This window comes from Allorhodopirellula heiligendammensis, assembly GCF_007860105.1.
Taxonomy (GTDB): Bacteria; Planctomycetota; Planctomycetia; order Pirellulales; family Pirellulaceae; genus Rhodopirellula; species Rhodopirellula heiligendammensis.
Genome location: NZ_SJPU01000002.1, coordinates 2,371,635 through 2,393,245, shown reverse-complemented (window position 1 = coordinate 2,393,245; position 21,611 = coordinate 2,371,635). Strand labels below are relative to the sequence as shown.

General features: G+C 57.7%; 19 protein-coding genes. 10 read left to right on the top strand and 9 right to left on the bottom strand.

What is annotated here, in order from left to right:
* The first annotated feature begins 33 nt into the window (after positions 1-33).
* Positions 34-789: an LssY C-terminal domain-containing protein gene (locus Poly21_RS19015; protein ID WP_146408418.1), complete on the top strand. Its 756-nt coding sequence runs from the start codon at positions 34-36 to the stop codon at positions 787-789.
* Between the two features lie 3 nt (positions 790-792).
* Positions 793-1,869 (top strand): glycoside hydrolase family protein, encoded by a 1,077-nt coding sequence (locus Poly21_RS19010; RefSeq protein WP_146408417.1) that lies wholly within the window; start codon positions 793-795, stop codon positions 1,867-1,869.
* A 61-nt stretch (positions 1,870-1,930) separates the two neighbouring features.
* On the opposite strand, the gene Poly21_RS19005 is transcribed toward Poly21_RS19010, so the two are convergent.
* From Poly21_RS19005 to Poly21_RS18990, 4 genes are all read right to left on the bottom strand, one after another.
* A complete protein-coding gene (locus Poly21_RS19005) occupies positions 1,931-2,488 on the bottom strand; it encodes a hypothetical protein (RefSeq protein ID WP_146408416.1) in 558 nt (185 codons plus the stop codon).
* 6 nt (positions 2,489-2,494) lie between these two features.
* Positions 2,495-2,866, bottom strand: coding sequence for a hypothetical protein (locus Poly21_RS19000; RefSeq protein ID WP_146408415.1), 372 nt, complete (start codon positions 2,864-2,866; stop codon positions 2,495-2,497).
* Positions 2,867-3,352: 486 nt separating this feature from the next.
* On the bottom strand, positions 3,353-5,980 hold the full coding sequence (mutS, locus tag Poly21_RS18995) for a DNA mismatch repair protein MutS (protein ID WP_146408414.1): 2,628 nt from the start codon (positions 5,978-5,980) through the stop codon (positions 3,353-3,355).
* A 47-nt stretch (positions 5,981-6,027) separates the two neighbouring features.
* The gene (locus tag Poly21_RS18990; RefSeq protein ID WP_146408413.1) at positions 6,028-6,825 is read right to left on the bottom strand and encodes an NIPSNAP family protein; all 798 of its coding nucleotides are present in this window, start codon (positions 6,823-6,825) and stop codon (positions 6,028-6,030) included.
* A gap of 959 nt (positions 6,826-7,784) precedes the next feature.
* On the opposite strand from Poly21_RS18990, the gene Poly21_RS18985 reads away from it, so the two are divergent.
* The 6 genes from Poly21_RS18985 (at position 7,785) to Poly21_RS18965 (ending at position 12,988) form a co-directional block, all read left to right on the top strand.
* Positions 7,785-9,305, top strand: a complete 1,521-nt coding sequence (locus tag Poly21_RS18985; RefSeq protein WP_436967504.1) for a rhamnulokinase — start codon at positions 7,785-7,787, stop codon at positions 9,303-9,305.
* Between the two features lie 100 nt (positions 9,306-9,405).
* Positions 9,406-10,017, top strand: a complete 612-nt coding sequence (locus Poly21_RS18980) for a 5-formyltetrahydrofolate cyclo-ligase (RefSeq protein ID WP_146408411.1) — start codon at positions 9,406-9,408, stop codon at positions 10,015-10,017.
* Positions 10,014-10,955: a formylmethanofuran--tetrahydromethanopterin N-formyltransferase gene (gene fhcD / locus Poly21_RS18975; protein WP_146408410.1), complete on the top strand. Its 942-nt coding sequence runs from the start codon at positions 10,014-10,016 to the stop codon at positions 10,953-10,955. Before Poly21_RS18980 ends, fhcD begins: the two co-directional genes overlap by 4 nt.
* Positions 10,949-11,374 carry an Rrf2 family transcriptional regulator gene (locus Poly21_RS18970; protein ID WP_146408409.1) on the top strand — a complete coding sequence of 142 codons (426 nt, stop codon included), beginning with the start codon at positions 10,949-10,951 and terminating at the stop codon, positions 11,372-11,374. The genes fhcD and Poly21_RS18970 overlap by 7 nt, the downstream gene beginning before the upstream one ends.
* A gap of 143 nt (positions 11,375-11,517) precedes the next feature.
* Positions 11,518-11,670, top strand: coding sequence for a hypothetical protein (locus Poly21_RS27715; protein WP_302119599.1), 153 nt, complete (start codon positions 11,518-11,520; stop codon positions 11,668-11,670).
* 106 nt (positions 11,671-11,776) lie between these two features.
* Positions 11,777-12,988 carry an ISL3 family transposase gene (locus Poly21_RS18965; protein ID WP_146408841.1) on the top strand — a complete coding sequence of 404 codons (1,212 nt, stop codon included), beginning with the start codon at positions 11,777-11,779 and terminating at the stop codon, positions 12,986-12,988.
* 16 nt (positions 12,989-13,004) lie between these two features.
* On the opposite strand, the gene Poly21_RS18960 is transcribed toward Poly21_RS18965, so the two are convergent.
* The 3 genes from Poly21_RS18960 to Poly21_RS18950 all read right to left on the bottom strand — a co-directional run bounded on the left by Poly21_RS18960 (position 13,005) and on the right by Poly21_RS18950 (position 15,961).
* Positions 13,005-13,595, bottom strand: coding sequence for a Uma2 family endonuclease (locus tag Poly21_RS18960; protein WP_146408408.1), 591 nt, complete (start codon positions 13,593-13,595; stop codon positions 13,005-13,007).
* 70 nt (positions 13,596-13,665) lie between these two features.
* On the bottom strand, positions 13,666-15,177 hold the full coding sequence (locus tag Poly21_RS18955) for a hypothetical protein (protein WP_146408407.1): 1,512 nt from the start codon (positions 15,175-15,177) through the stop codon (positions 13,666-13,668).
* 319 nt (positions 15,178-15,496) lie between these two features.
* Positions 15,497-15,961 (bottom strand): NUDIX hydrolase, encoded by a 465-nt coding sequence (locus tag Poly21_RS18950; protein ID WP_146408406.1) that lies wholly within the window; start codon positions 15,959-15,961, stop codon positions 15,497-15,499.
* A 202-nt stretch (positions 15,962-16,163) separates the two neighbouring features.
* Between Poly21_RS18950 and Poly21_RS18945 the strand changes: the two genes are divergently transcribed.
* Positions 16,164-16,832 (top strand): hypothetical protein, encoded by a 669-nt coding sequence (locus Poly21_RS18945; RefSeq protein WP_302119595.1) that lies wholly within the window; start codon positions 16,164-16,166, stop codon positions 16,830-16,832.
* 66 nt (positions 16,833-16,898) lie between these two features.
* The gene (locus tag Poly21_RS27710; RefSeq protein ID WP_302119801.1) at positions 16,899-20,192 is read left to right on the top strand and encodes an FAD-binding and (Fe-S)-binding domain-containing protein; all 3,294 of its coding nucleotides are present in this window, start codon (positions 16,899-16,901) and stop codon (positions 20,190-20,192) included.
* 10 nt (positions 20,193-20,202) lie between these two features.
* Here the strand turns inward: Poly21_RS27710 and csrA are convergent, their stop codons facing one another.
* Together csrA and fliW are read right to left on the bottom strand one after the other, a co-directional pair.
* Positions 20,203-20,427 (bottom strand): carbon storage regulator CsrA, encoded by a 225-nt coding sequence (gene csrA / locus Poly21_RS18930; RefSeq protein WP_146392584.1) that lies wholly within the window; start codon positions 20,425-20,427, stop codon positions 20,203-20,205.
* A gap of 404 nt (positions 20,428-20,831) precedes the next feature.
* Entirely contained in the window at positions 20,832-21,296 is a 465-nt protein-coding gene (gene fliW, locus Poly21_RS18925) for a flagellar assembly protein FliW (RefSeq protein WP_146408405.1), read from the bottom strand.
* Between the last annotated feature and the right edge of the window lie 315 nt (positions 21,297-21,611).

The following is a 21,611-nucleotide window of genomic DNA, read 5'->3' as shown; positions in this document are numbered from 1 at the left end:
CGTGCTGACATCATTTGTAAAGAGCAATCGAACATGAACGAAGAATCCGAACCCGCCCAGTCGACACGGTTGAAGCGTAGTCGAGTTTTCAGGCTACTCGTGGGCATCGTATTGCTATGGGCCGTCTTAGCGTACTTTCTCCTCCCGTTGATCTGGGAAGGCTACGCCCGCATCGATCCAGCACTTGATGACGTCCCGCGGATCACGGAAACGGGCGATCATCATCCTGGCGACCCGTTGAACGTCGAACTGATCGGCACCGAGCTTGAATTGAAAGCAATCATGCAGGCGGCGGATTGGTACACCGCAGCGGCGCTGGGAATTAAGAGCGACGTCGACATCGCCGCCGATACTATCCTTTCACGGCCCGATGATTCCGCACCGGTCAGCAGCCTGTACCTGTTTGGGCGAAAAGAAGATTTGGCTTTCGAGCAACCCGTCGGCGACAATCCACGACATCGGCATCACGTGCGTTTATGGAAGATGGAACATTTGAGCGAGGACGGTCGCCCCAAATGGATCGGTTCGGCCGTCTATGACGAGCGGGTGGGCCTCAGCCGCACAACCGGGCAAATTACCCATGTCACCGCGCCGGATGTCGACGTCGAACGAGATTACCTATTTGAATGTCTCGAAAAGACTGGCGACCTCGAGTCGCAATCCATTGAACATGGATTCCATAAACAACTCTCTGGACGCAACGGGGGCGGTGATCCCTGGCGAACCGACGGCGATCTGTATCGCGGGGTGATCAAAGCGGCTGAACTTCATCCTGAAACAGGTTCGTAAGCGATGATTATCAAAAATGCAGCTCTCATCGTTTTCATGCTCGCGACAATCGGGTTTTTCCTGCCGCACGCAGGTGCTGAAGACCTGATCGCAGAAACGCCGTCCATGAATGCGATCATGGATCCTGACCAAATCCAATATTTGGGCGTTGCAGTCAATGATCCGCAAATGACCAGTTGGGGTGGCAGTCCCATTCGCGACGATGAAGGTTTCTATCACCTGTTCGTCGCCCGTTGGCCTAGTCGATTGGGGGTGAATCCTGGCTGGAGATCCCACTCAGAAATCGCTCACTTTCGCTCGCAGTATCCCGACAAGGGGTTTACGTATCAACAAACTTCGCTAGCTGGAACAGGACAAGAGACCTGGGACAAGTTCGCCCCCCACAACCCATTGATCCGCAAATACGGTGGGACGTATGCGTTGATCTACATCGCGAGAACAGATCCTAAAGTAAATTCATCGCAGCGGATTGGCTTGGCAACATCACCGTCGCTCAATGGTCCGTGGACGCGAAGCACCGAACCGCTATTGGCACCTTCTGCTGATCCTGAGAACTGGACGTACCATTCATCGTGTGGCGTTAATAATCCGGCGCTGTTGAAGATGCCTGACGGTCGTTTTTTCTTGTACTTCAAAGCGATGAAGAACGGCGTGCCTGGGACGCGAATGGGACTAGCGATCGCAGATAATCTTGCTGGCCCGTATGAGATTCAGTCGGCCCCGGTGACCGCCAACGAACAGTCGATCGAAGATGGCTACGCGTTTTTGGGACCGGACAAGGAGGTACACTTAGTGACAACCGACAATCATGGGATTCTTGAAAAAGGCGGTGGCCTCCATTGGACGTCGTCCGACGGAATTCAGTTTGGGAAGCCCGAGCTAGCCTATCATCGACTCGATGCCTACATCGACAAATCCGATTACCCCAGCGCCCAGACCATCTACGGATCAGGGATTTGGAAGATCGAACGCCCGCAGATTCTACTCGAAGATGGACTGCCTACGTATCTCTATGGTCCCTCAGGCATTTCGACTGATGGCGACCCCGCTACCGAATGTCATGTCTTGCGTCTGCATTGATCAGGGCAACTGGCAAGCCCCGAAAGCAACATCCCTTGCCACTCACGCAGTTGCCGATTCACTACTGCGTGATTCGTTCCCATAGGATGCCGAACTTGGCACTCGCCTGTTTCAAATATTTCGCGAGACGTGGGATGCTGTCAATTGAATTTACCGTGAAATCGAAATCCTTGCCATCTTTCCGGCGAATGATAAAACTCCGGTCAGTATTTTTGATAACAGCGCCCGGAACCTTGAGAACTTTCAATTGTTCCTCGGTTAAGACCTCGTTGATCTTTTCCAGATCCGTCCACAGACAGATGTCGGTCACACCTGCGTAGTAGTAAGAGAATCCGTTGTCATGGACATCGACTCGATGTGAGGCGAGCCGCTTCATGTACACAAGCAAGACGATGCCGCAAAGCGGAGCGATCACACCGCACAAAACGATAAGTACGTAATTGCCAATCGTGTCGCCAATGCCCTGGGGGACAGGATGATGGGCTCGTGCGAAGGAAATAGCAATTGCGAGGCCACCGAAGAGCAATAACAAGCCAATCACGGCACCCGCGCCGATGTTGGCCATTTTAGGACGGAATGTATGGCGGGTTTCGCCGAGACTATTTGTATTTTGATTCATAGGAAGCTAGTGGCTGAAATCGGAAGTGGCCAGTTCATGAAAAGCAAGAACGATCGTAACTAAGATTGCTAGAAATGGAGCTGCGGCACCAAGATAGAGCCACAAACGTGTTGTCGGGGAGGCACTTCTCCCCGTTTTTGATATTGCCGAGACAAGACATGCAATACCCGTTCCGATTGATACTTGCATCAGCAACGACATTAGAATGGATCCCAAAGGCTGAAGTCCACGTTGAACGTGATCGTTCAAAAAGTCGTTGGGTAATTGAATAGCCAACCACAAGCACAGGCCGAAGACGATGAGGCAGCCGATGGAAATGAGGGGCAGCAGGCTATGGGCGCGTGACCGTTGCGGGATCGAGGGATCTTTGCTCTGCATTGTTATTCCGTTTTCGTATCAATCGAATGAATTCCCGTTCTACTTCAATCAACGCGTGGCTTGATGTTATTTCCAGTCAATTGTTCTTAGTCCCGTAGGGACGGCAGCACTCTGCCGGGGACGTCAGTCCCCGGTCCAGCCTGCAATTTCCGACTCAGCCCCGGCAGGCAACGCTGTGAAGCATTTTAATGAGCCGTTTTGGCGATAGCCACGGTTCTCAGTTCTTTGTTGTCAAAACCGGGGCTATCGCCCAAACGGCTCATTTCTCGTAAATGCCAACAAAAAAATGCTTCACAACGTTGCCCGGCAGGGGCGGCAGCAGCGGCAAGATAACACGCCCATTTCAGTTTCGCTGCCGTCCCTTCGGGGCTTTGGCTCGTTGTTCTCACGTGCTGCCAGGGACTTGCCTCTCTGGCAGAGTGCCTCCGTCCCTCACGGGACTCAGGACACTTGGCTCGGGACAATGGTCCCAAGCGACGCAACCCCTTACTTCGCAATCTCTTGCTTGGCTTTTTGCAGGAACTGCAATGCATTCATGGGCGTCATGCTGTCCAGGTCGAGGTTGGAGAGTTGCTGGATCATCGGATGATCGGCATAGCCGAACAAGGTGAGCTGGAACGTGTCGCCGGACTTCTCGCTACTCGGTGGCGCGATCGCGGGTCGGTCGTGGCTATCACGGTGGTTGGTCTCGAGCTGGAACAGAATGTCTTTGGCGCGGCTGTTGACCTCCGGTGGGATACCCGCCAAACGTGCGACTTGGATCCCGTAACTCTTGTCAGCGCTGCCGCTGACGATCCGGTGCAGGAACACGACTTCGTCCTGCCACTCTTTGACGGCCACGTTGAGATTGCGAACGCGAGGTAGCGTTTCTTCGAGCGAGGCGAGTTCGTGATAGTGGGTCGCGAACAGTGTGCGGCAGCCGATCTGTTCGTGCAGATGCTCCGTGATCGCCCACGCCAGCGATAGGCCGTCGTAGGTGCTCGTGCCACGTCCGATCTCGTCGAGAATCACGAGGCTTTGGGAGGTGGCGGTATTCAGGATACGTGCGGTTTCGACCATCTCGACCATGAAGGTACTTTGACCACGACTGAGCTCGTCACTGGCACCGACACGAGCGAAGATGCGATCGGCGATGCCGATTTCCGCTGCGTCGGCAGGCACGAAGCTGCCGGTCTGGGCCAGCAAAGTAATGAGTGCTACCTGGCGAATGTAGGTGCTCTTGCCGGCCATGTTGGGACCGGTGATTAATAGGACCATGCCATCGGCGGGACTTTGGGCACAGTCGTTGGGGACGAATTCGCCGTGCTGCATCGAAACGTCGAGGACAGGATGCCGCCCGCCTTCAATCCGCAGCGTATTGTCGTCGGTGATTTTGGGGCGCGTCCAGTGTTGCACGGCGGCGACCTCGGCCATCGCAGCCAGCACGTCAACGCGCGCGATCGCATCAGCAACTTCCTGCAAAACAGCCAGATTCGCGTGAGCCATCTGGCGTAGATGCTGGAAAATTTCCTGTTCGCGTAGACTGGCTTTGTCGTCCGCGGCGAGCACCTTTTCTTCGTACTCTTTGAGTTCGGGGGTGATGTAACGCTCGCAGTTTTTCAGCGTTTGTTTCCGGATGAACTCGGTGGGGACCTTGCTCTTGTGGGCGTTGGAGACTTCGAGGAAGTAACCGAACACGCGGTTGTAGCCAACTTTGAGATTGGCGATGCCGGTCTCGTCCATCTGGCGCTGTTGATAGGAGGCGATCCACTGCTTACCTCCCTTGGCGAGTTCCCGCAGGGCATCGAGATCTTCGTCGTATCCGGCGCGTACAAAGTTACCATCAGCCGCAGAGAGCGGGCATTCGTCGGCGAGTGCGTTCTCGAGGTTCGTCCGCAGTTCCGGGCAGAGATGCAAGCGTGATTCAAGTTCGCTCAAGCAATGGCTGACCCGATCGGTGAGTTTCGCTTTGAGCGTGGGCAAACCCGCCAGCGTGGCGGCGACCTGTTGCAGATCACGTGGTCCGGTGCGACCGGTGGCGATTCGGGCCAGTAACCGTGTCAGGTCGTATGTCTCACGCAATATCTTTCGCACGTCACTGCGGAGCGAATGATTGGCAACGAGTTCCGAAACAGCATCAGCGCGGTAGGCGATCTCATCCGGTGAAACGAGTGGTGCGGCGAGGTAATCCGCAAGCAACCTCGATCCCATCGGGGTGACCGTGCGATCGATGACACCGAGCAATGCGCCGTCGCGGCCGCCGCTGCGCATCGTGCGGTTGATCTCAAGACTACGGCGCGTTGCCGCATCGATTTGCAGCACGGGACTGCGGTTGTGACAGGTCAACGTGCGAAAATGGTCGAGCGATCCTCGTTGCGTTTCTTGGAGGTACGACAGCACCGCACCGGCTGCCCGGATCGCGGGGCCGGAATCAGCCTCGAAACCAAGGCCTTCGAGGCTCGCAACGGAGAGTTGTTTTGTGAGTGCGGTTTCCGCAGCGTCTCGAGCAAAGCTCCAGCCTGGTCGCCGGGTCCACGCCCAGGGCATTGTCGTGTCCGGAGACACGTGCGGATCGTCTTCGCAGTAGATTACTTCGGCAGGCGAGATCCGCGCGAGCTCATCGTCAAGTCGATTGCGCGGGAAGACCCCCGTTTCGAATCGACCGCTCGAGAGTTCCGCCCACGCGATGCCAACGGTTTGGTCAGTGGGATTGATAGGGGCGCCTTTGGACTTGCCCGTGGGCTTGGCCACAATCACAGCAGCCAAATAGTTCGGCTCGCGAGGATCGAGCAGCCCATCGTCGGTGAGCGTGCCGGCGCTGACGACGCGCGTGACCTCGCGACGGACCAGGCCCTTGGCCTGTTTGGGATCCTCGACCTGTTCGCAGACCGCGGCTCGGTAGCCCGCCCGAATTAACTTTTGCAAGTACTGATCGAGCTGGTGGTGGGGGAACCCGGCCATCGCGGTCGGGTTCTCGCTGTCTTTGTCGCGGCTGGTCAGGGTCAAGCCGAGAATGCCGGCAGCGACTTTCGCATCCTCGAGAAAAAGCTCGTAGAAGTCGCCCATGCGAAAGAATAGCAGTGCGTCGCCGCACGCTTCTTTCGCGTCGTGATATTGTCTCATCATTGGTGTCATGATGAGAATCCTAGCGAGCTAGCCGACGGGCGGACAGAACCGGCAGCTCACATTTGCGAGTACGGCTTGGCCGATAACACGAATTTGTCGATATGGCTGACCGTACCGGCATATTTGGGGTTCTTGCTGAGCACCTTCCAATCGGGGTCGGCGAGGAAGTCGACCCAAGCCTTGCGGCGTGCTGCTTCGTTCTCATATACTGTCAGATAGGTCAGGCTGGGTGCCTGTGGGCCCAGCAGACATTGGCCAATGAAGACGGGTGTGATGTTCACATTCAGGAAAATCGGCACCTCGCCATTGTTGAACATCTCGACCTTGAGGTCACCGATCCGTTCGTTGGCGCTCTCGTAAAGGCGGAGTTCGTACACCCGCTCGTCGTTCTCCAAGCTGCCCTCGGCGACCTTCAGTTGCGGCCAGCAAGCCATCGACGACAGCAGTTCGCTGCGGATGCGGTCGTACGGAGGATTCGTATGGGCGCGTTGCAGATACGTTTTCGCTGCGGCTTGATACTCGTCGTCGGCGGCGAGCGCGTCACGAACCGTCGCGATTTGCTCGAGTCGTTCATAAGGAATTACGACATAGATCGCCTGTACATCTGACTGATCGTCGGGCGAGGGCGAAAACACACCAACCGGGCCGATGTCCTGGCGGTTAAGGGCGGGCACCAGTGCTGATTCGAGGTAGGCGTCGACCAGCTTTTCGTCGCCGTTTTCTCCTAAATCATAGGTGCGAATTTCATAGAACTGCGAGCCTGCCTGGGGATCGTCCCCATGTGCGGGGGGCGTCAAAATCGCGGGCAGGGCGAACAGTAGCAAACAGGCAATCGGAGCAAAGCGAAACGGCATGGTGGGTCACTGGGTAAGGGGGACGGCCGGACTTTCAATCAATCACGACAGGAAGGTTCCACCTAGCATAACCGACGAGCGATCCGCTGGGGAAAGGGGCGATCTGGGAGGCTTGTCGCCCTGAACCAGCGCCCGGAGAAACTAAGCGAGCGTCCGCAACCGGGCACATCCTGTGCCCGGCCCGTGGAGTCGTCGTGAAAAGAGGCCGAGACAACTCAAATCGCCTCAAAACATTGGTTTTAAGGGGTTTTTAAAGTTTTCCGGCCGATTCAACGAACGTCAGCCCATGGCCGCGAGCTGACCGCGTTCGGCTCCACGCGAAGGCGAACTCGCGGAGGTATGAACTAGCCTACGTACCTTCCGATCCGGGTCAACATCTGTTTTCACGAAATTCAAATTCGCCCGCATTTCGAGTCCGCTTTCGCCGATCGCGCAGGCGAGACAGTCGGTTCTGTAACGAGAGTCTACGCCGGGGCTTGCGGCACGTGTTCCTATTCACTTGGGCATTGATAGCAAATCCGAAAGAATTTACTCGAAATACCATGCGGGGGGTGTCTCCGGCGGGGGGATGGCGTTGGCGTCGTCCGCGCCCCCGAGGCCCATCTTGAGAGCCCTGAGCAAGTACGCTGGGAGAGTGGCATTCCTGCCGATTCACCGGCAATGTCGGGTGACCCACTGCCGCACGCAAGCCGTCCCAACACGGCACCGAGCTGCCCGCAAGCCTTTCCAGGTCCGGACGGGATGATTCGGACGAAAATTATCCTGGGTGATATCGGGCGGCCTCCCTGGGGCCCGGGTCGCGTTTCAGTTCCGCCTTCGGTAACCTTTACGTTCGCTGATGGGCGCACATCGAAACCGCTGCAGCCTACGCCCAGCGGGCGCAGACTCCAGAACCAGTGGACGCCGACATCAAAACCAGCGGGCGCAGAAATCTAGAATAGTGACAAAGGACAATGACCGTGAGTGATACCGTGGCCGCTGAACTCGACGGGCCGGTCCATCTGGCAGTTGACCTGGGTGCCTCGAGCGGGCGTGTGATCGCAGGCGGCCTCCGGGACGGAAAAATACACCTGACGGAGATTTGGCGATTCGAGAACCAGCCCGTTCGGATGCAGCAAGACTTGCTCTGGAATCACCTGGGGCTGTGGCAGAACATCACCCACGGTTTGCGACTAGCAGCGGATCGGATCGCTAACATTCCCGGAGCGAACATCGAGTCGGTCGGTGTGGATACCTGGGGCGTCGATTTTGGGCTACTCGACGATCGTAATCAACTCGTGGGGCCCGTCCGCTGCTACCGAGATCCACGGAACCAGGGCCAGTTGCAAGCCGCATTGAAGAAGGTTTCCCGCGAGGAGATTTTCGCCGAGACGGGCCTTCAATTCATGGAGATCAACACACTCTATCAATTGCTGGCTGCTGCGCAGGCAGGGGATGTGGGCTATCGAAACGCGACGTCGCTGGTGATGATGGCGGACCTATTTCACTGGATGCTCTCTGGCGAGCGCACGATCGAGGCCACCAATGCCTCGACGAGCCAATTGTTATCACCGGTCAATGGAACTTGGTCAACGAAACTGCTTGACGCGTTTAACCTGCCGGCCGCTTGGTTTCCCCCACCGACTCCGGCCGGCACGAAGATCGGCGTGGTGCAGAAGAGTGTGGCGGAGGTGACCGGACTGCATGACGTACCCGTGGTTGTGCCGGCCACCCACGACACCGCCTCGGCAGTCTTGTCGGTGCCGGCGTCCGAGTTTGCGCCCGCTCGCCCAGATTGGTGTTACATCAGTTCGGGCACTTGGTCGCTCATGGGCGTTGAATTACCTGAGCCGAAGATCACACCGCTGTGCGCGGAATTGAATTTCACCAATGAGGGTGGCGTTCACGGCAGTACTCGACTGCTAAAGAATATTGGCGGGCTATGGGTTTTCCAGCAGATCCGCGCCGCGTTGCAGCGTCGTGGCACCGCACCGTCCTGGGCTGAGATGGTCGAACAGGCCGCCCTCGCTCCCGCCTTTTCGCTGTTGGTCAATCCTGACGACGGCGCGTTGCTGGCCCCCACGGATATGATTGACGAGATCGGCGCGCTGGCCGAGCGGACGGGGCAGCCTGTCCCCACTGACAACGGCGTCCTGTTTCGTGCGGCACTGGAAGGATTGGCACTGCGGTACCGCCACACCCTCGGTTCGCTTGAGCGATTGACAGAGTCCTCCATTAGCACCATTCATATTGTCGGGGGTGGGTCACTCAACGAGCTGTTGTGCCAGATGACTGCCGATGCGTGTAATCGCACGGTTGTTGCTGGCCCGGTCGAAGCCACGGCGATCGGTAACGTCGTCATGCAAATGATTGGTACCGGGCACTTGCATTTGATTGAGGAGGCGCGTGAGCTGATTCGCAAGAGTTTCCCGACGAAAACATACACGCCACAAAACACGCATGTTTGGGACGAACCCGCCGCACGATTCGCTACGCTGTGAGTGACCGCCACGCTTCGGCGAATGAGCTAACTTCGTTGACTCAGTACCGTTCGCCACGCACTTCCTTCACCTTTTCCCGATCGCACAAAATTCCACGTTCATGACCACCATCGATCAAGACGAACTCGGACGCCGCAAGCAAGAAATTCGCACTGCCGCTCACGCAGCGCGGAAGGCCCAGCCCGATAAGGAGAGCGTCAGTCAACGCATCACCGATACCGTTATTGGGCTACCGGAATATCAGCAAGCGGATTGTGTGATGTGGTATGTCGATGTGCGGGCGGAGGCACGCACACGCCAGGCCTTGCCTGCGGCTGTTGCCAGCGACAAAAAAATTGTGATCCCGTTTTGTGTCGACGGTGAACTGGAACTGTTTCATCTCGAATCGATGGATGAGCTCGCCGAAGGGATGTATGGCATCCTCGAGCCACGCGAGGAACTGCGTGACGTTGCGGCGAAGCGGGTCCCCGTTGAGGGACTTGATCTGATTCTCGTGCCGGGGGTGGCCTTCGATAAACAGGGCGGTCGGACGGGACACGGGAAAGGTTACTACGATAAACTGCTCGAAAACGCGCGTCCCGATACCCCGCTCGTTTCGCTCGCCTTCGAGTGCCAGATTTTTGACGAGATCCCCATGCAATCACACGATATCTACATGGACAAAGTCGTCACGGAATCCAGTGTGTATACCGGCAAGGGACGGGCGTCATGACGAATTCGACGGCCGATCGCCTGCCGCTCAACAAACTCGTCGAAGACACCTACGCCGAGGGCTTCCGTAGTATCTATGGAGAAATCCTGATCACGGCGCGCGATCGTCGTTGGCTCGACCGGGCCACCGCCGCGGCGACGGGCCACGCCAGCAGCACGATTCTGTGTGATTGCGAAGCGGGAGTGGCGCAGATCATGGATCCCAGTCAAACGCCCGACGGTCGCATCGGTGCGGTTGTGCAATTTCATGTGCCGCGATTTCGCAAGGACCGCCGCGAGCATCTGGAACGCGTGATGCTGGCACGAATCAGTCAGAATGTGCTCACCTGCCCGACCGCTCGCTGTTTCAACCGCATCGATAGCGAGGACTATTTCAAGCTTGGTCGCAAGATCGCATTCTTCGGCGATCGGCATCAGTTTCGTGACGAGCGATATGGCGAGAAAGGATGGGTGATCCCGATCCTCGGTGGCGAGTTTTTTCTCTCGCGGCGGTTTGGATACGCCGATGGCGTGATGGGTGGAAACCTTTGGTTCTATGCGGGTGACGAAGATACTGCGATCGATGCCGCCGAGCGAGCAGCAGTCGCGAGCGAGTCAGTCCCAGGCTGCATCACCACCTTCCCAGGCGGCGTGGCCGCGAGTGGGTCCAAAGCAGGCAGCAGCTATGATTTCACGATCGCATCAACGTATGCGGAGTATTGCCCCACCCTCAAGGAAAAGCTCGGCGAGGATTCCAAAGTTCCCGACGGCGTCCGCTGCATCATGGAGATCATCCTTAACGGTGCCGATTTAGACTGCCTGAAAACGGCAATCCGCGAGGCAATTCTTGCGGCAGCAGAAGTCCCGGGATTGAAGCGTATTAGTGCGGGGAATTACGGTGGCCGGCTGGGCAAGTCGTTCATCCACCTGCACGAACTGATCGCTGATGGGTCATGGTAGTCAACGCCGCGGTGCATTACGCCTGTTTGGCAATGATGGATCTCGCGATCCACGGTGTCGATGGTGCGCCCGTGCGATCGGGGGAGATCATTCGTCGCAATGAGATTCCAGGCCCGTACCTTGCCCAGATTTTGCGAACGCTGAAATCAGCCGGGTGGGTCAAGGCAATCCGAGGCAGCCAGGGCGGGTATCAACTCATCGTCCAGCCAGATGCGATCACGCTGCTAGATATCGCCGAGACCATCGGCTGCCACGATTCCATCTCGCCCGCCCAAGACGACGAGCCGTCCGCCCAAGCGGCCCTAAAGAAACACTGGCGCGCCGCCGATGAACAATCCCGCATCCAGCTCAGTCGCGTCCGACTGGGCGACGTGATCCGTAGCGTCCAAGAGAGCGATCAGCCGATGTTTTATATTTGAGTGACAGCGTCACTTGGAATAGCCGTTTGTGCAATTCCCATCGGCGTTCCTCTGATTGTGAAGACCCCCAGGCGAGGGTAGTGTACGTGTACACTTACAATGTATGAATGCGGCAATTGAAACAGTGACAAATACTGCCAACAATGAGCGATGAGTCAGCCACTCGCAAAGAGATCATCGACAAACGGCTAGCAGAGGCCGGCTGGAACGTCTTTGATCCAACTCAAGTGGTGTTGGAGTTGAGCATAGCAATTTTGCCTGCGGAAAAAGTCGCTGAATCTGGCTCATCCGACTAAAGCGTGCGCCGGGTTTGAAGTCGCGGAAGTTACGACGGATGGATAAAAAAGTGTGGACATGCCATCCTTCAAAGAGAATTCTCACATCTTCTTTGCAGGAACGTACATGTCCACCTCCTTGTTGTATCACTCTTTCGGCATTCGTGGCTACCGGCAGACTCGAATCGAGCCCACCGGAGGCGTTACACGGTTCCATGTTCATCCAAATGAGAAGTCGATCTGCTGTTCCTCGTGCCAGAGCAGCAACGTGATCAAACGAGGCGTCACGCAACGCGAATTCAGGTGCTCGCCGATCGGATTGAAGCAGACCGTCATTGTCGCCACTTTGCCACGTCTGCAGTGCCGCGATTGCGGGGTCGTTCGTCAGATCAAGGTCGGCTTTGCCGATGCTCGTCGAAGCTACACCAAGGACTGGGCCAACTACGCATTGCAGCTCACTCGCAGCATGACAATCAAAGACGTTGCCGATCTTCTCGGTGTCACATGGAATGTGATCAAGGAAATCAAAAAAGACGATCTCAGGCGACGATTCGCCAATCCTTCCCTGAAAGATGTGCGCCGGATTGCGATCGACGAGATCTGCGTCGGCAAAGGGCATCGCTACGTGACACTGGTAATGAACTTGGATAATGGAGCGATTATCTTCGTGGGAGACGGGAAATCGGCTGAATCGCTGGTTCCCTTTTGGAAACGCTTGGGGCGTCGGCGGCATCGAATCGAAGCGGTGGCAATGGACATGTCCTCGGCCTACATCTCGGCGGTGCGAGGCAACCTCCCCAAGGCCGACATCGTCTTTGACCGCTTTAATGTGGTGAAGTTGATGAACGAGAAGCTGACCACGCTGCGTCGACAACTGTACCAAGAGGCGACGGCCGACGAGAAATCGGTGCTCAAGGGGAGCCGCTGGTTGCTGCTGAAGAACCCCGAGAATCTGAGCGAGGATCGGGACGAAGAGGCTCACTTGGCTGCGGCGCTGAAGCTCAATGAACCGCTGGCCACGGGATACTATCTCAAAGAGGAGTTGCGATTGTTTTGGGGGCACAACTTTCGATGGCCTGCGCAGTTGTTCTTGCGGTCATGGTGCAGGCGAGCGACCGCGACGGGACTCTCACCATTGAAGACGATGGCCAAAACCCTGACGCGGCTTGAGGAAGGGCTGTTGAGTTATTTCAAACACCGGATTTCTTCTGGACCGATGGAGGGCACCAATAACAAAATCAAGACGCTCCAACGACAATCCTACGGCATTCGTGATCGCGAATACTTCGAACTACTGCTTTATTCGCTCCATCAGAAAAAGTACGCTTTAGTCGGATGAGCCTGACTTCTCAATCCTAGGCTGATCCAGGCTCGGTTGCGAACGCGATGCCGGCATAGATTTCACGAAGTGGCAATTGCAAGTCCAAGGCATCAATGGTGATCACCGAATCGGGCTGGGTGAAGACGGATTCCTCAAACTGCCCGTTGTCGTTGCGCTGTAACACGCGAGCGGCTGCGACGGATTGCTCCAAAAGCACGTAGGCCTGGAGCGAGGGGATCGAAAGGTAGTGATCCGCCTTTTCACCTTCGTCGATTCGCCGTGTGCTTTCTGAAATGACTTCCACAATGACCACTGGACGATCTTGGTAGGTGTCATCGTCAGGATTCGACTCGCACACCACCATTGCGTCAGGGTAATAGAAGTAGGTCTTCGCCTGAATCTGCACTCGCACTTTCGCGTCGGAGTTGTAAGCTTCGCATTCCGAGTCACCCAGTTTCACCGCCAAAGCAACGAGCGCACGCGATGCAATACGATGATGAAGATTCTTGCCGCCCGCCATTGCGTAAACACGCCCGTTGACGTACTCGTACTTGATGTCGGACTCCAGCTCGCCTGCGAGATATTCCTCGACGGATAACGAATCAAAATTTCTTGCGGTGCTCATAGTGACGAATCGTAGCGGAAATCCGTGCAGCCTCCAATCAGAATCCCAGATTCGAAGTCCATCTCGCCGCTCACGGTGTCTCTAGCGAGGCGATGAAATCTGCGAGCTTTTGTGGGTCGGCGCCCGGCACGGCGGACAGGCCGCGTAGGATTTCAATGGATTGAGCGCGATGTCCGGGTGTCGTTTTGGGCGAGATCACTTGGTACACCGCTTGGGCAGCCTGGCCCTCGGGCGTGGAGACGTTCATTCCAAAGGGGGCCAGGGCATCGGCGACGCTCAAGGGCAGTTCGTCGAGCGTGTAGGAGTACTCTCGCTTGTTGCGGTAGAGGGTGATCTGCTGCGCACTGGATTTCTGGACCAGAAATGTCAGCGACTCGGTGAGGTTGAATTCATTGCCAGCAACGAGTTCTGACATCGCTTTTTGCACAGCGGAGCGATAGTGGGTCGCTAGATCAGCGAATTGGTAGAGGGTTTGTGCGGTCTGCTTCTGCTCCGCTGAAACCGCTTGTTTTTCAGCTGTTTCGGCGAGCGATTTCATCTGTGCCCAGTCGGGGGTGGTGATCGCGTCGCGTGCCGCTGCGATCGCAGCTTCTGCAGCGGCCATTTGCTCGGGGCCAGGTGGAGTCGATGTGGGTGGCGTGGGTGGCGCCGGCGTCTGCTCCGTGCTTGCCATTCCCGTAGTCGTAGTCGTTGTCGGCGCGTCCTGCATCGGCATGGCGGGGGGCATTGCGGGCGCATCGTCGTTGTCGGTTGACGGGGCGTTCTCAGGTGCCGCTGCCTGCTGCGGGGGGCGTTGCTGAGCAGGAGGTGGTGGATTCAAGATCCCGTCACCGCGCGGTTCCGCCGACGCTGGCTGGGGAGCCGCCACGCGGGAGCCATCGGGCTGAGCAGTTGCCGATCCCGTATTGACCTGGAATCCATTACTGTTTTTAACGACCTGGACGCTACCACCGTTGAAGTACATGTAGGCGAGTCCTGCCACGATGAGCCCCAAGCTCGTCAGCACCATCGAGCCGACAATTAGTCCGCCTGAACCACGTCGCCGGCGTGTGCGGCGCTGGTCGGTGACACGCAACGGTTGGGGCTGTGCAACCATCGGAGTGGCGGCGGGGTGCGGGGCGGACCCTGGCGGGGTGCCTGTTGCCTGGGAGGTGTCTTTCGTCTGCGGGTTGCCCGTTGACTGCGGAATTCCCATCGGCTGCGGCACCGGCGTGGTGTCTCCCCGAGTGCTGGCGGCGTGGGTGCCGGGGAGCAGCGCCGCCAGTGGATCGGTGGCCGCTACAGGCGCGGTGGGCGTAGGGGCGGGCTCGTTAAGAATGCCATATTTGGCATCGAGAGCGGCCTTTTGCTCTGGATCGACCAGTACTTTTTGGGCGGCCTGAACGGCCCGCACCGCTTGCATCCACGTATCGGGCTCGCTTGCCGATTTGGCTTGCTTGATGGTCTTGATTCGCCGCTCGATAGCCGTGCTGATGACGGCTTGATCCGATTCACCCAACGCCAACCCAAATACTTGGTACGCATTGGGCTGAGTGATGTCGGATGGTAATCCTAGCAGCTGTTGAATCGAAGGACCGGGCATCGCGTGGGCACTTGAAAACAATTATTCATGGATGATCAACAACCGATCCAAAGAATGGCCGTCGCGAATTTATTTCTTACGGTGACGAATCTTTGCTCGCATTCGTCGTTTTTTTCGTCCTACCTTGCGTCGGCCTTTGCCAGTTCTCTTAGTACCCACCTAGTTCATTCTCCTCATCGATTCTGCTGGAAATTTAAAAATCTGTTGTATTGAAATGGCGTGGAAATAACGGTTTCCACGTCATACAGGGCCCCTTAGCGTAGCAGACCAGGCTTCTGAGGCAAGGTGGAAAGCGGAGGCGATTTGCTCAGAACGCAGACTATTCGCTCGGCGCGTTCCACGGCAGGTCAATGTGGCCGGCCCGCCACTGGGCGATAAACTCCGGCAGACTCGGCAGAACATTTCTGGCTGTGGCGATGTCACGCGGAGTCATCCAGTGGATTTCGGCAACTTCATCGGGGTTGGCGACCGGTTCGACATCGCCCTGGATCTCGGAAATCCACCAAGCTAAGCGAGTGCCCCAGGGTGTGACGCTGCGATGACAGAGTCGGACCGGTTCAACATCGACCGCGATCTCTTCCTGCATTTCACGCACGAGGGCTTCTTCCTCGCTCTCGCCCGATTCAATACCGCCGCCGGGTAAACACAGTTTCCCGGGGGCATTGACCGTCAACGAGCGACGGATGATCAGCAACCGATCATCGCGAAAGATGACGCCAATGACACCGCGTTTGCGGTTCTGGCGGGGGGCAATCGGGGGACGAACACTATTTGAAATGGACATGCAGACGCTTCTACCAATTCGAACGAGGCGAGGCAACCCGAGCGGATGAGACGGTAGCAAGATGAGGAAAATCTAGAAATTTCGTCAAGAAAATGCCGGCACCGCGTCGATCCAACAGGTGATGGTAAAGTCTGCCTAATCCTCCTGGCCAGGGCAACCGGCATCTCCCCCCATTCCTCCCACGTTCGCAAAGTATAGATCCATGCAACCTGCCCATATCCCCGATGCATGTGGAACTCCGCCCCGCCAAAAAGTTGGGTCTGACTGGAAACTGCGAGTGCTCGGGATCGCAATGGGGCTGGTGCCGATCATGGCGACGGGATGTTCGGTGTTTTCGGGCTCGCCGATTCGATTTTCGAGTCTGCCGGGAATGATGCCCAGCATGCTGCCGAGCTCATCGCAGGAGCAGAAAAACTACGTACCCGTTGGCGCTGACACGACGCTGCCTTCGACCACGTTCACGCAGGAGGCCTACGAGAGCGTGCGGAATGCCAAAGCCAATAACTCCATCGTGCTGCAGATTCTCGATGATGACGTCCCCATTCGCGTGTTGCCCTTGCCGCCCGCAGGCGCCGCCGGGCCCGGCTGTGATGCCGGTACAGGTGGCTCAGCGCCGCCGAGCGTGTATGTCAGCACCTTGTTAAAGCAAACCGGCGTGCTGCGCAAGCTAGGAAAAGTCCAAGCGGCGTTGTATCGACCGTCGCCGAATAGTTTGGATGGCGTTCGCATGGATGTGCTGTTCTCGCCTCATGATGCCGAACAAGTGCGTCCCGAGTCGGACTACGCCTTGCGTCCTGGCGACCGATTGGTAATCGGAAAAGACAACAAGATGGGAATCGACAGTCTGCTTGATTTGGTATTGGACCGTTAGGAACGCCCCCAGGTCGATCACGCTGGGTCTTGACGAAACCTACCCGTCTGAGTCGTAATGGCGTTGATGCGCACTGATCTCGACCGCCAACGATTGCACGACGACCTCCGCGGCTTAGTCGATGGGGAGGTTTTGTGCGATGACGTTTCGCTGCAGCTCTACGCCTCCGACGCCAGCATCTATCAGATTCGGCCGATGGGAGTGGTCCGTCCACGATCGGCGGCAGATATCTCGGCCACGGTGATTTACGCCCGTGATCACGGTTTGACCATCCACCCCCGGGGCAGCGGCAGTGGTGTGGCGGGGGAATCCCTCGGTCCAGGAATCGTCCTGGATATGTCATGCCATTTGCGGCGGGTGGCGCTGCAAGAGGACGCTACCCGGATCACCGTTCAGAGTGGTGCGACGCTGGCGAGCGTCAATCGATTGCTCGCTCATGCGGGGCGGTGGTACGGACCCGACCCCGCAACCCGTGCGATCAATACGATGGGCGGCGTCATCGCGACCAACGCATCGGGCAGCCATTATCTACGCAGCGGCTCGGCACGGGACACGATCGAATCGGTACGTGTGATCAATGCCCAGGGCGAATTGGTGGAACTTTCCCAGCACGCCCCCGATGATTACTTGCCGCCATCGAGCGCCGCTGGCGATGAGGGTGGTGTGGGCTTTCGAAATCGGGTAGCCAGTGGCCTGAGTGAGATTCAAAACCAGTTCCGCACGCAGCTGCAAACCAGTCCGTTTCGCTCACCGGCGAGCAATGGCTATCGGATCGACGATGTTGTCGACGCTGCTGGGGTGGTCGATCTAGCAAAATTTTATGCGGGCACCCAAGGTACGCTGGCGGTGATGGTCGATGCCACGCTCCGTACCGAATTGATCCCGGCGCATCGCGGCGTGGTGCTGTTATTCTTCCGCCGCCTGGATTCAGCCATGCGGGCAGCCGTGATGGCCCTCGACCACGGACCGATCGCCTGTGACGTGATGGATCGCCGGTTGTTGCAGATTGCTCGAGAGGGAGAGAGACGTTTTGCGGATCTCGTTCCCCGCGAAGCTGAGGCAGGGATGTTGGTTGAAATCCAAGGCGAGTCGCTCGGGGATCTCTATCACCGCTTGGGCATCCTCCGAAAAACGCTCGCCAGCGGTCCCGATGCTGCGTTCACATCGCAGGATACCGTCCAAAATGAACAGCGAGACTTGTTCTGGATTCTATTTCGGCGGGTGATTCAGCGTCAGTATCGAGTGCGCGGCCAGGCCATGCCGCTGCCGTTTGTCGAAGATATCTACGCCCCTCCGGAGCGGCTTCCCGAAATGCTGTTTGCCGTCCAAGATGTGCTCAAGCGGCACCACGTGACGGCGACCGTATTTGCCCATGCAGGACACGGGCAATTGCACATTCGCCCCATGCTGGATCTGGCAAATTCAGAGGATCGAGATCGCGTTCACCCGCTCAGTGAAGCGATCGCCGAAGTGGTTTGGCGAATGGGTGGGCAAATTGGCGTGGAGCATGCGGCGGGACTCAGCCGGTCCTATCTGATGCCGACTCAGCTTGGTGACTTATGGCCGGCGATGGGCCAAGTGAAACGACTCTTTGACCCGCAACACCGGTTCAATGGCGGGAAGCTATTTGGGGCGGTTCTACAAAAACCCGACGATAACCTGCGGCCGTTCAATCATACGATCGAGATCGTGGAGTCGGGTCGGAGTGTCCTGCCGCGACGCCGGTCCGACGAAGGCGAGCCCCTGATCGCCCCTGACGAGAAGATCGCACTGGCGATACGTGAGCATTCCCGTGCGACGTCTGCCGATCCCGCCGGCGACACCCGTTCGGCCGCTGGTCAGGGCGCGGCCGCTGCTCACGCCAGGGCCGCTACTCAGGCCAGGGCCGCTGGTCAGGCCAGGGCCGCTGGTCAGGGCAGGGCCGCTGGTCAGGGCACGGGCGTTGACGACGGGGCATCGGCACCCGCGGCAATGGCTGAAACACGTTTGGTGGAGTCCGCGGCATCGAAGTTGGTGAACTCTTTGATGCCGCACGAACCGCCGCCGCAGCTCGAGGTGTTGCAGCAGTGGTCGGGTACCGCGCCGATCACGACGACGACCCGCGCCTGTAACGGTTGCGGGCGGTGCCGCTCGCACAGCGCTGACGAGCGGCAATGCCCGATGTTTCGCATCACGGCGACCGAAGAGGCATCGCCTCGCGCGAAAGCGAATTTGCTGCGGGGAGTCCTCAGTGGTGAGCTGGGGGTGAATGAGTTGACCGGCGAGCGTGCGAAGGCGGTCGCCGATCTGTGTTTCAATTGTCACTCCTGCCGCATCGATTGCCCCGCTTCGGTAAATATTCCCAAAATCGTCGGCGAAATCAAAGCGCAGTATGTTGCTACCAATGGATTGGCGTTATCCGATTGGCTGATCAGCCGCATCGATGTGGTTGCGTCTGTGGCGTCGCGGGTGGCCTGGTTGTCCAACTTTCTGCTGCGCCGGCGTTCGATGCGGTGGCTCGGCGAGAACCTGTTCGGTTTGTCAGCGGCCCGCGACATCCCGCCTTTGGTGAGTGAAACCTTCCTGCGGTACGCAATCCGTCGCCGCTGGCACAAGGCGTCACCGCACGGCGGTCTGAAAGTCGTGTATTTTGTCGACCACTACGCAAACTATCACGATCCTGAAATCGGACGCGCGTTGGCGGAAATATTGCAGCACAACCGCATTGGGTTCTACGTGCCCGTCGGTCAGGGCCTCAGTGGCATGGGACGGATCACGGCGGGAGACCTCAAAGGCGCACGCCGGGTAGCACGGCGGAACGTCCGCGTGCTCGCAGACGCCGTGCGGCAGGGTTACACGGTCTTGGCCAGCGAGCCGGCGGCGGCATTATGCCTCCAGCACGAATATCCCAATTTGCTCGATAGTGAAGACGCTCACCTGGTCGCCCGGCACTCTCATGAGGCCTGTCAGTACCTGTGGTCGTTGCATGAGGAAGATCGTCTCGAACTCGAATTTTCGCCGATAGATCATCGCATCGTCTATCACCAGCCCTGTCACAGCCGGGTGCTCGATCGCGAGCCGACGGCGGCGAGTCTGATGCGGCTGATCCCCGGGATCCAAGTTGATGTGGTCGGCAAGGGGTGCAGCGGGATGGCGGGCACCTGGGGGCTGCATCGAAAGAATTTTCGCAATAGTTTGCGAATCGGGTGGCCGATGATTTCTGCCGTTCGCAAGGTGGCTGATGCGGCGCCGTCAACTGAGTGCAGCGCATGCAAGCTGCAAATGGAGCACGGGGGCGATTATACCGCCGTGCATCCATTGAAACTGCTCGCCCATGCGTACGGGCGACTGCCTCGACCGGAGTTGCGAAACGACTCTTAGCAGCCGTAGCTCAAGACTTCGGCGGACGGACGTCCTTCGTCGCGCCGGCTCCGGTTTGCGAAGCTCGGCGGTTCTCACGCTGGATGGCGTCGTAGACCTCCTGACGGTGCACCGGGATCGCCTGAGGCGCCTCGATACCGAGGCGAACCTTGTCGCCACGAATGTCAACGATGGTCACAACCACGTCATCACCAATCATGATGCTTTCGTCGCGGTGTCTGGAAAGGACGAGCATGATGTCCTCGGTTTGCTATTTCTAGGGGGAGAATCTATGGGACCAAATTGGTTGGAATCTTGATGCGTTCGGTTCGGCAATCCTTGCCGTGATCTGCATTCCATCGCAACAATCCAACGAGGTCAAACTGGCGGCAAAACTGATTGCCACCGCCTCGTTACAAGATTGATCGTCTCCCCTGCTCCCTTTTGTCCATGTTCTGCCTGGAAGGTCCGCACTTACCGGTCGTGCCGGTACTAGGTGTTAGCTTTTTTAACTTCCAGCGATGCTGCGGAGATTCAACTGTCTGCATATTTACGTGAATTTGCTGATCCGCGCGTATGTAGCGACACGGAGCCTACCCGGAGAACCCCTTGCTCTCTCGTGGGGACAGATCGTGCGTCCGCGAGGAAGCTCGCAGCGTCTTAGGCGGCGCGGACCTGCGAAACCGGCAAAGGCGCACCACATGATTTGAGCAAGGTTGGTAGCGGTTGACGAAGAGGCCGGTCGTCGTTGGTGATGACTTGGCATCCCAGTCGGCGATCCAGATTAATTAATAGCGGAGCTCGCAGGTTCGTCGTCAGCTTCCCAACATGGCCGGCAACGGTCGTCATGATGTAGACTTCCGCGCCGCTGCCCATATGCAAACCTGCCAGATCGCGACGGCCCACGTGGACGCGGTAGTCGGGAAAGAAGGCTCGTGGGCTGACCACGGCCAACGCCCGATCTCCTTTCGCCGCAGACTGGAGCCAGGCCACCGATTCATTGTCGGGGTCGGGAATGAGCGCCCATTGGTGCAGCGACTCCATTCCGACGAGGCCCTGTGGGAAGACGAACAATTGATCGGCGTTCAGTTCGAGCGTGCCGAAGCGATGAGTGTCAATCCGCATGGCTGGGTTCCGAGTGTCAGGAGTCTTGCGCGTGTTGAAAGTAGCGTTACTGCATTCATCGGCGTGGCCGGGCAGGTGTGATAACCGATTCCCGCTAAGAAATCGAAAAAACCGGCATGGCCTGCAAAGGCGTCAAAGTCGCGCCAGGACAGTGCCAGTAGAGTGGGTGGTGGTGGACACGTACTTTCACCGGTTCGTGAGGCTGCCCTGCCCGGTTCTGGACGTGCACCTCCCGCGCCAGGCAGAGGCGATCGGCATGCCAATTGCATTGCTGATCACAACCCGATGAACCGACCCACCAGGGGACGGTCCTGC

Bases quoted from the DNA above. Each gene is read 5' to 3' on its own strand.
- csrA (WP_146392584.1), bottom strand. From the start codon at position 20,427: ATGCTCGTCCTTTCCAGACACCGCGACGAAAGCATCATGATTGGTGAT.
- Poly21_RS19005 (WP_146408416.1), bottom strand. From the start codon at position 2,488: ATGAATCAAAATACAAATAGTCTCGGCGAAACCCGCCATACATTCCGT.
- Poly21_RS18970 (WP_146408409.1), top strand. From the start codon at position 10,949: ATGGTAGTCAACGCCGCGGTGCATTACGCCTGTTTGGCAATGATGGAT.
- fliW (WP_146408405.1), bottom strand. From the start codon at position 21,296: ATGCGGATTGACACTCATCGCTTCGGCACGCTCGAACTGAACGCCGAT.
- Poly21_RS27715 (WP_302119599.1), top strand. From the start codon at position 11,518: ATGAGCGATGAGTCAGCCACTCGCAAAGAGATCATCGACAAACGGCTA.
- Poly21_RS19000 (WP_146408415.1), bottom strand. From the start codon at position 2,866: ATGCAGAGCAAAGATCCCTCGATCCCGCAACGGTCACGCGCCCATAGC.
- Poly21_RS19010 (WP_146408417.1), top strand. From the start codon at position 793: ATGATTATCAAAAATGCAGCTCTCATCGTTTTCATGCTCGCGACAATC.
- mutS (WP_146408414.1), bottom strand. From the start codon at position 5,980: ATGACACCAATGATGAGACAATATCACGACGCGAAAGAAGCGTGCGGC.
- Poly21_RS18965 (WP_146408841.1), top strand. From the start codon at position 11,777: ATGTCCACCTCCTTGTTGTATCACTCTTTCGGCATTCGTGGCTACCGG.
- fhcD (WP_146408410.1), top strand. From the start codon at position 10,014: ATGACGAATTCGACGGCCGATCGCCTGCCGCTCAACAAACTCGTCGAA.
- Poly21_RS18955 (WP_146408407.1), bottom strand. From the start codon at position 15,177: ATGCCCGGTCCTTCGATTCAACAGCTGCTAGGATTACCATCCGACATC.
- Poly21_RS27710 (WP_302119801.1), top strand. From the start codon at position 16,899: ATGCGCACTGATCTCGACCGCCAACGATTGCACGACGACCTCCGCGGC.
- Poly21_RS18980 (WP_146408411.1), top strand. From the start codon at position 9,406: ATGACCACCATCGATCAAGACGAACTCGGACGCCGCAAGCAAGAAATT.
- Poly21_RS18950 (WP_146408406.1), bottom strand. From the start codon at position 15,961: ATGTCCATTTCAAATAGTGTTCGTCCCCCGATTGCCCCCCGCCAGAAC.
- Poly21_RS18945 (WP_302119595.1), top strand. From the start codon at position 16,164: ATGCAACCTGCCCATATCCCCGATGCATGTGGAACTCCGCCCCGCCAA.
- Poly21_RS18990 (WP_146408413.1), bottom strand. From the start codon at position 6,825: ATGCCGTTTCGCTTTGCTCCGATTGCCTGTTTGCTACTGTTCGCCCTG.
- Poly21_RS19015 (WP_146408418.1), top strand. From the start codon at position 34: ATGAACGAAGAATCCGAACCCGCCCAGTCGACACGGTTGAAGCGTAGT.
- Poly21_RS18960 (WP_146408408.1), bottom strand. From the start codon at position 13,595: ATGAGCACCGCAAGAAATTTTGATTCGTTATCCGTCGAGGAATATCTC.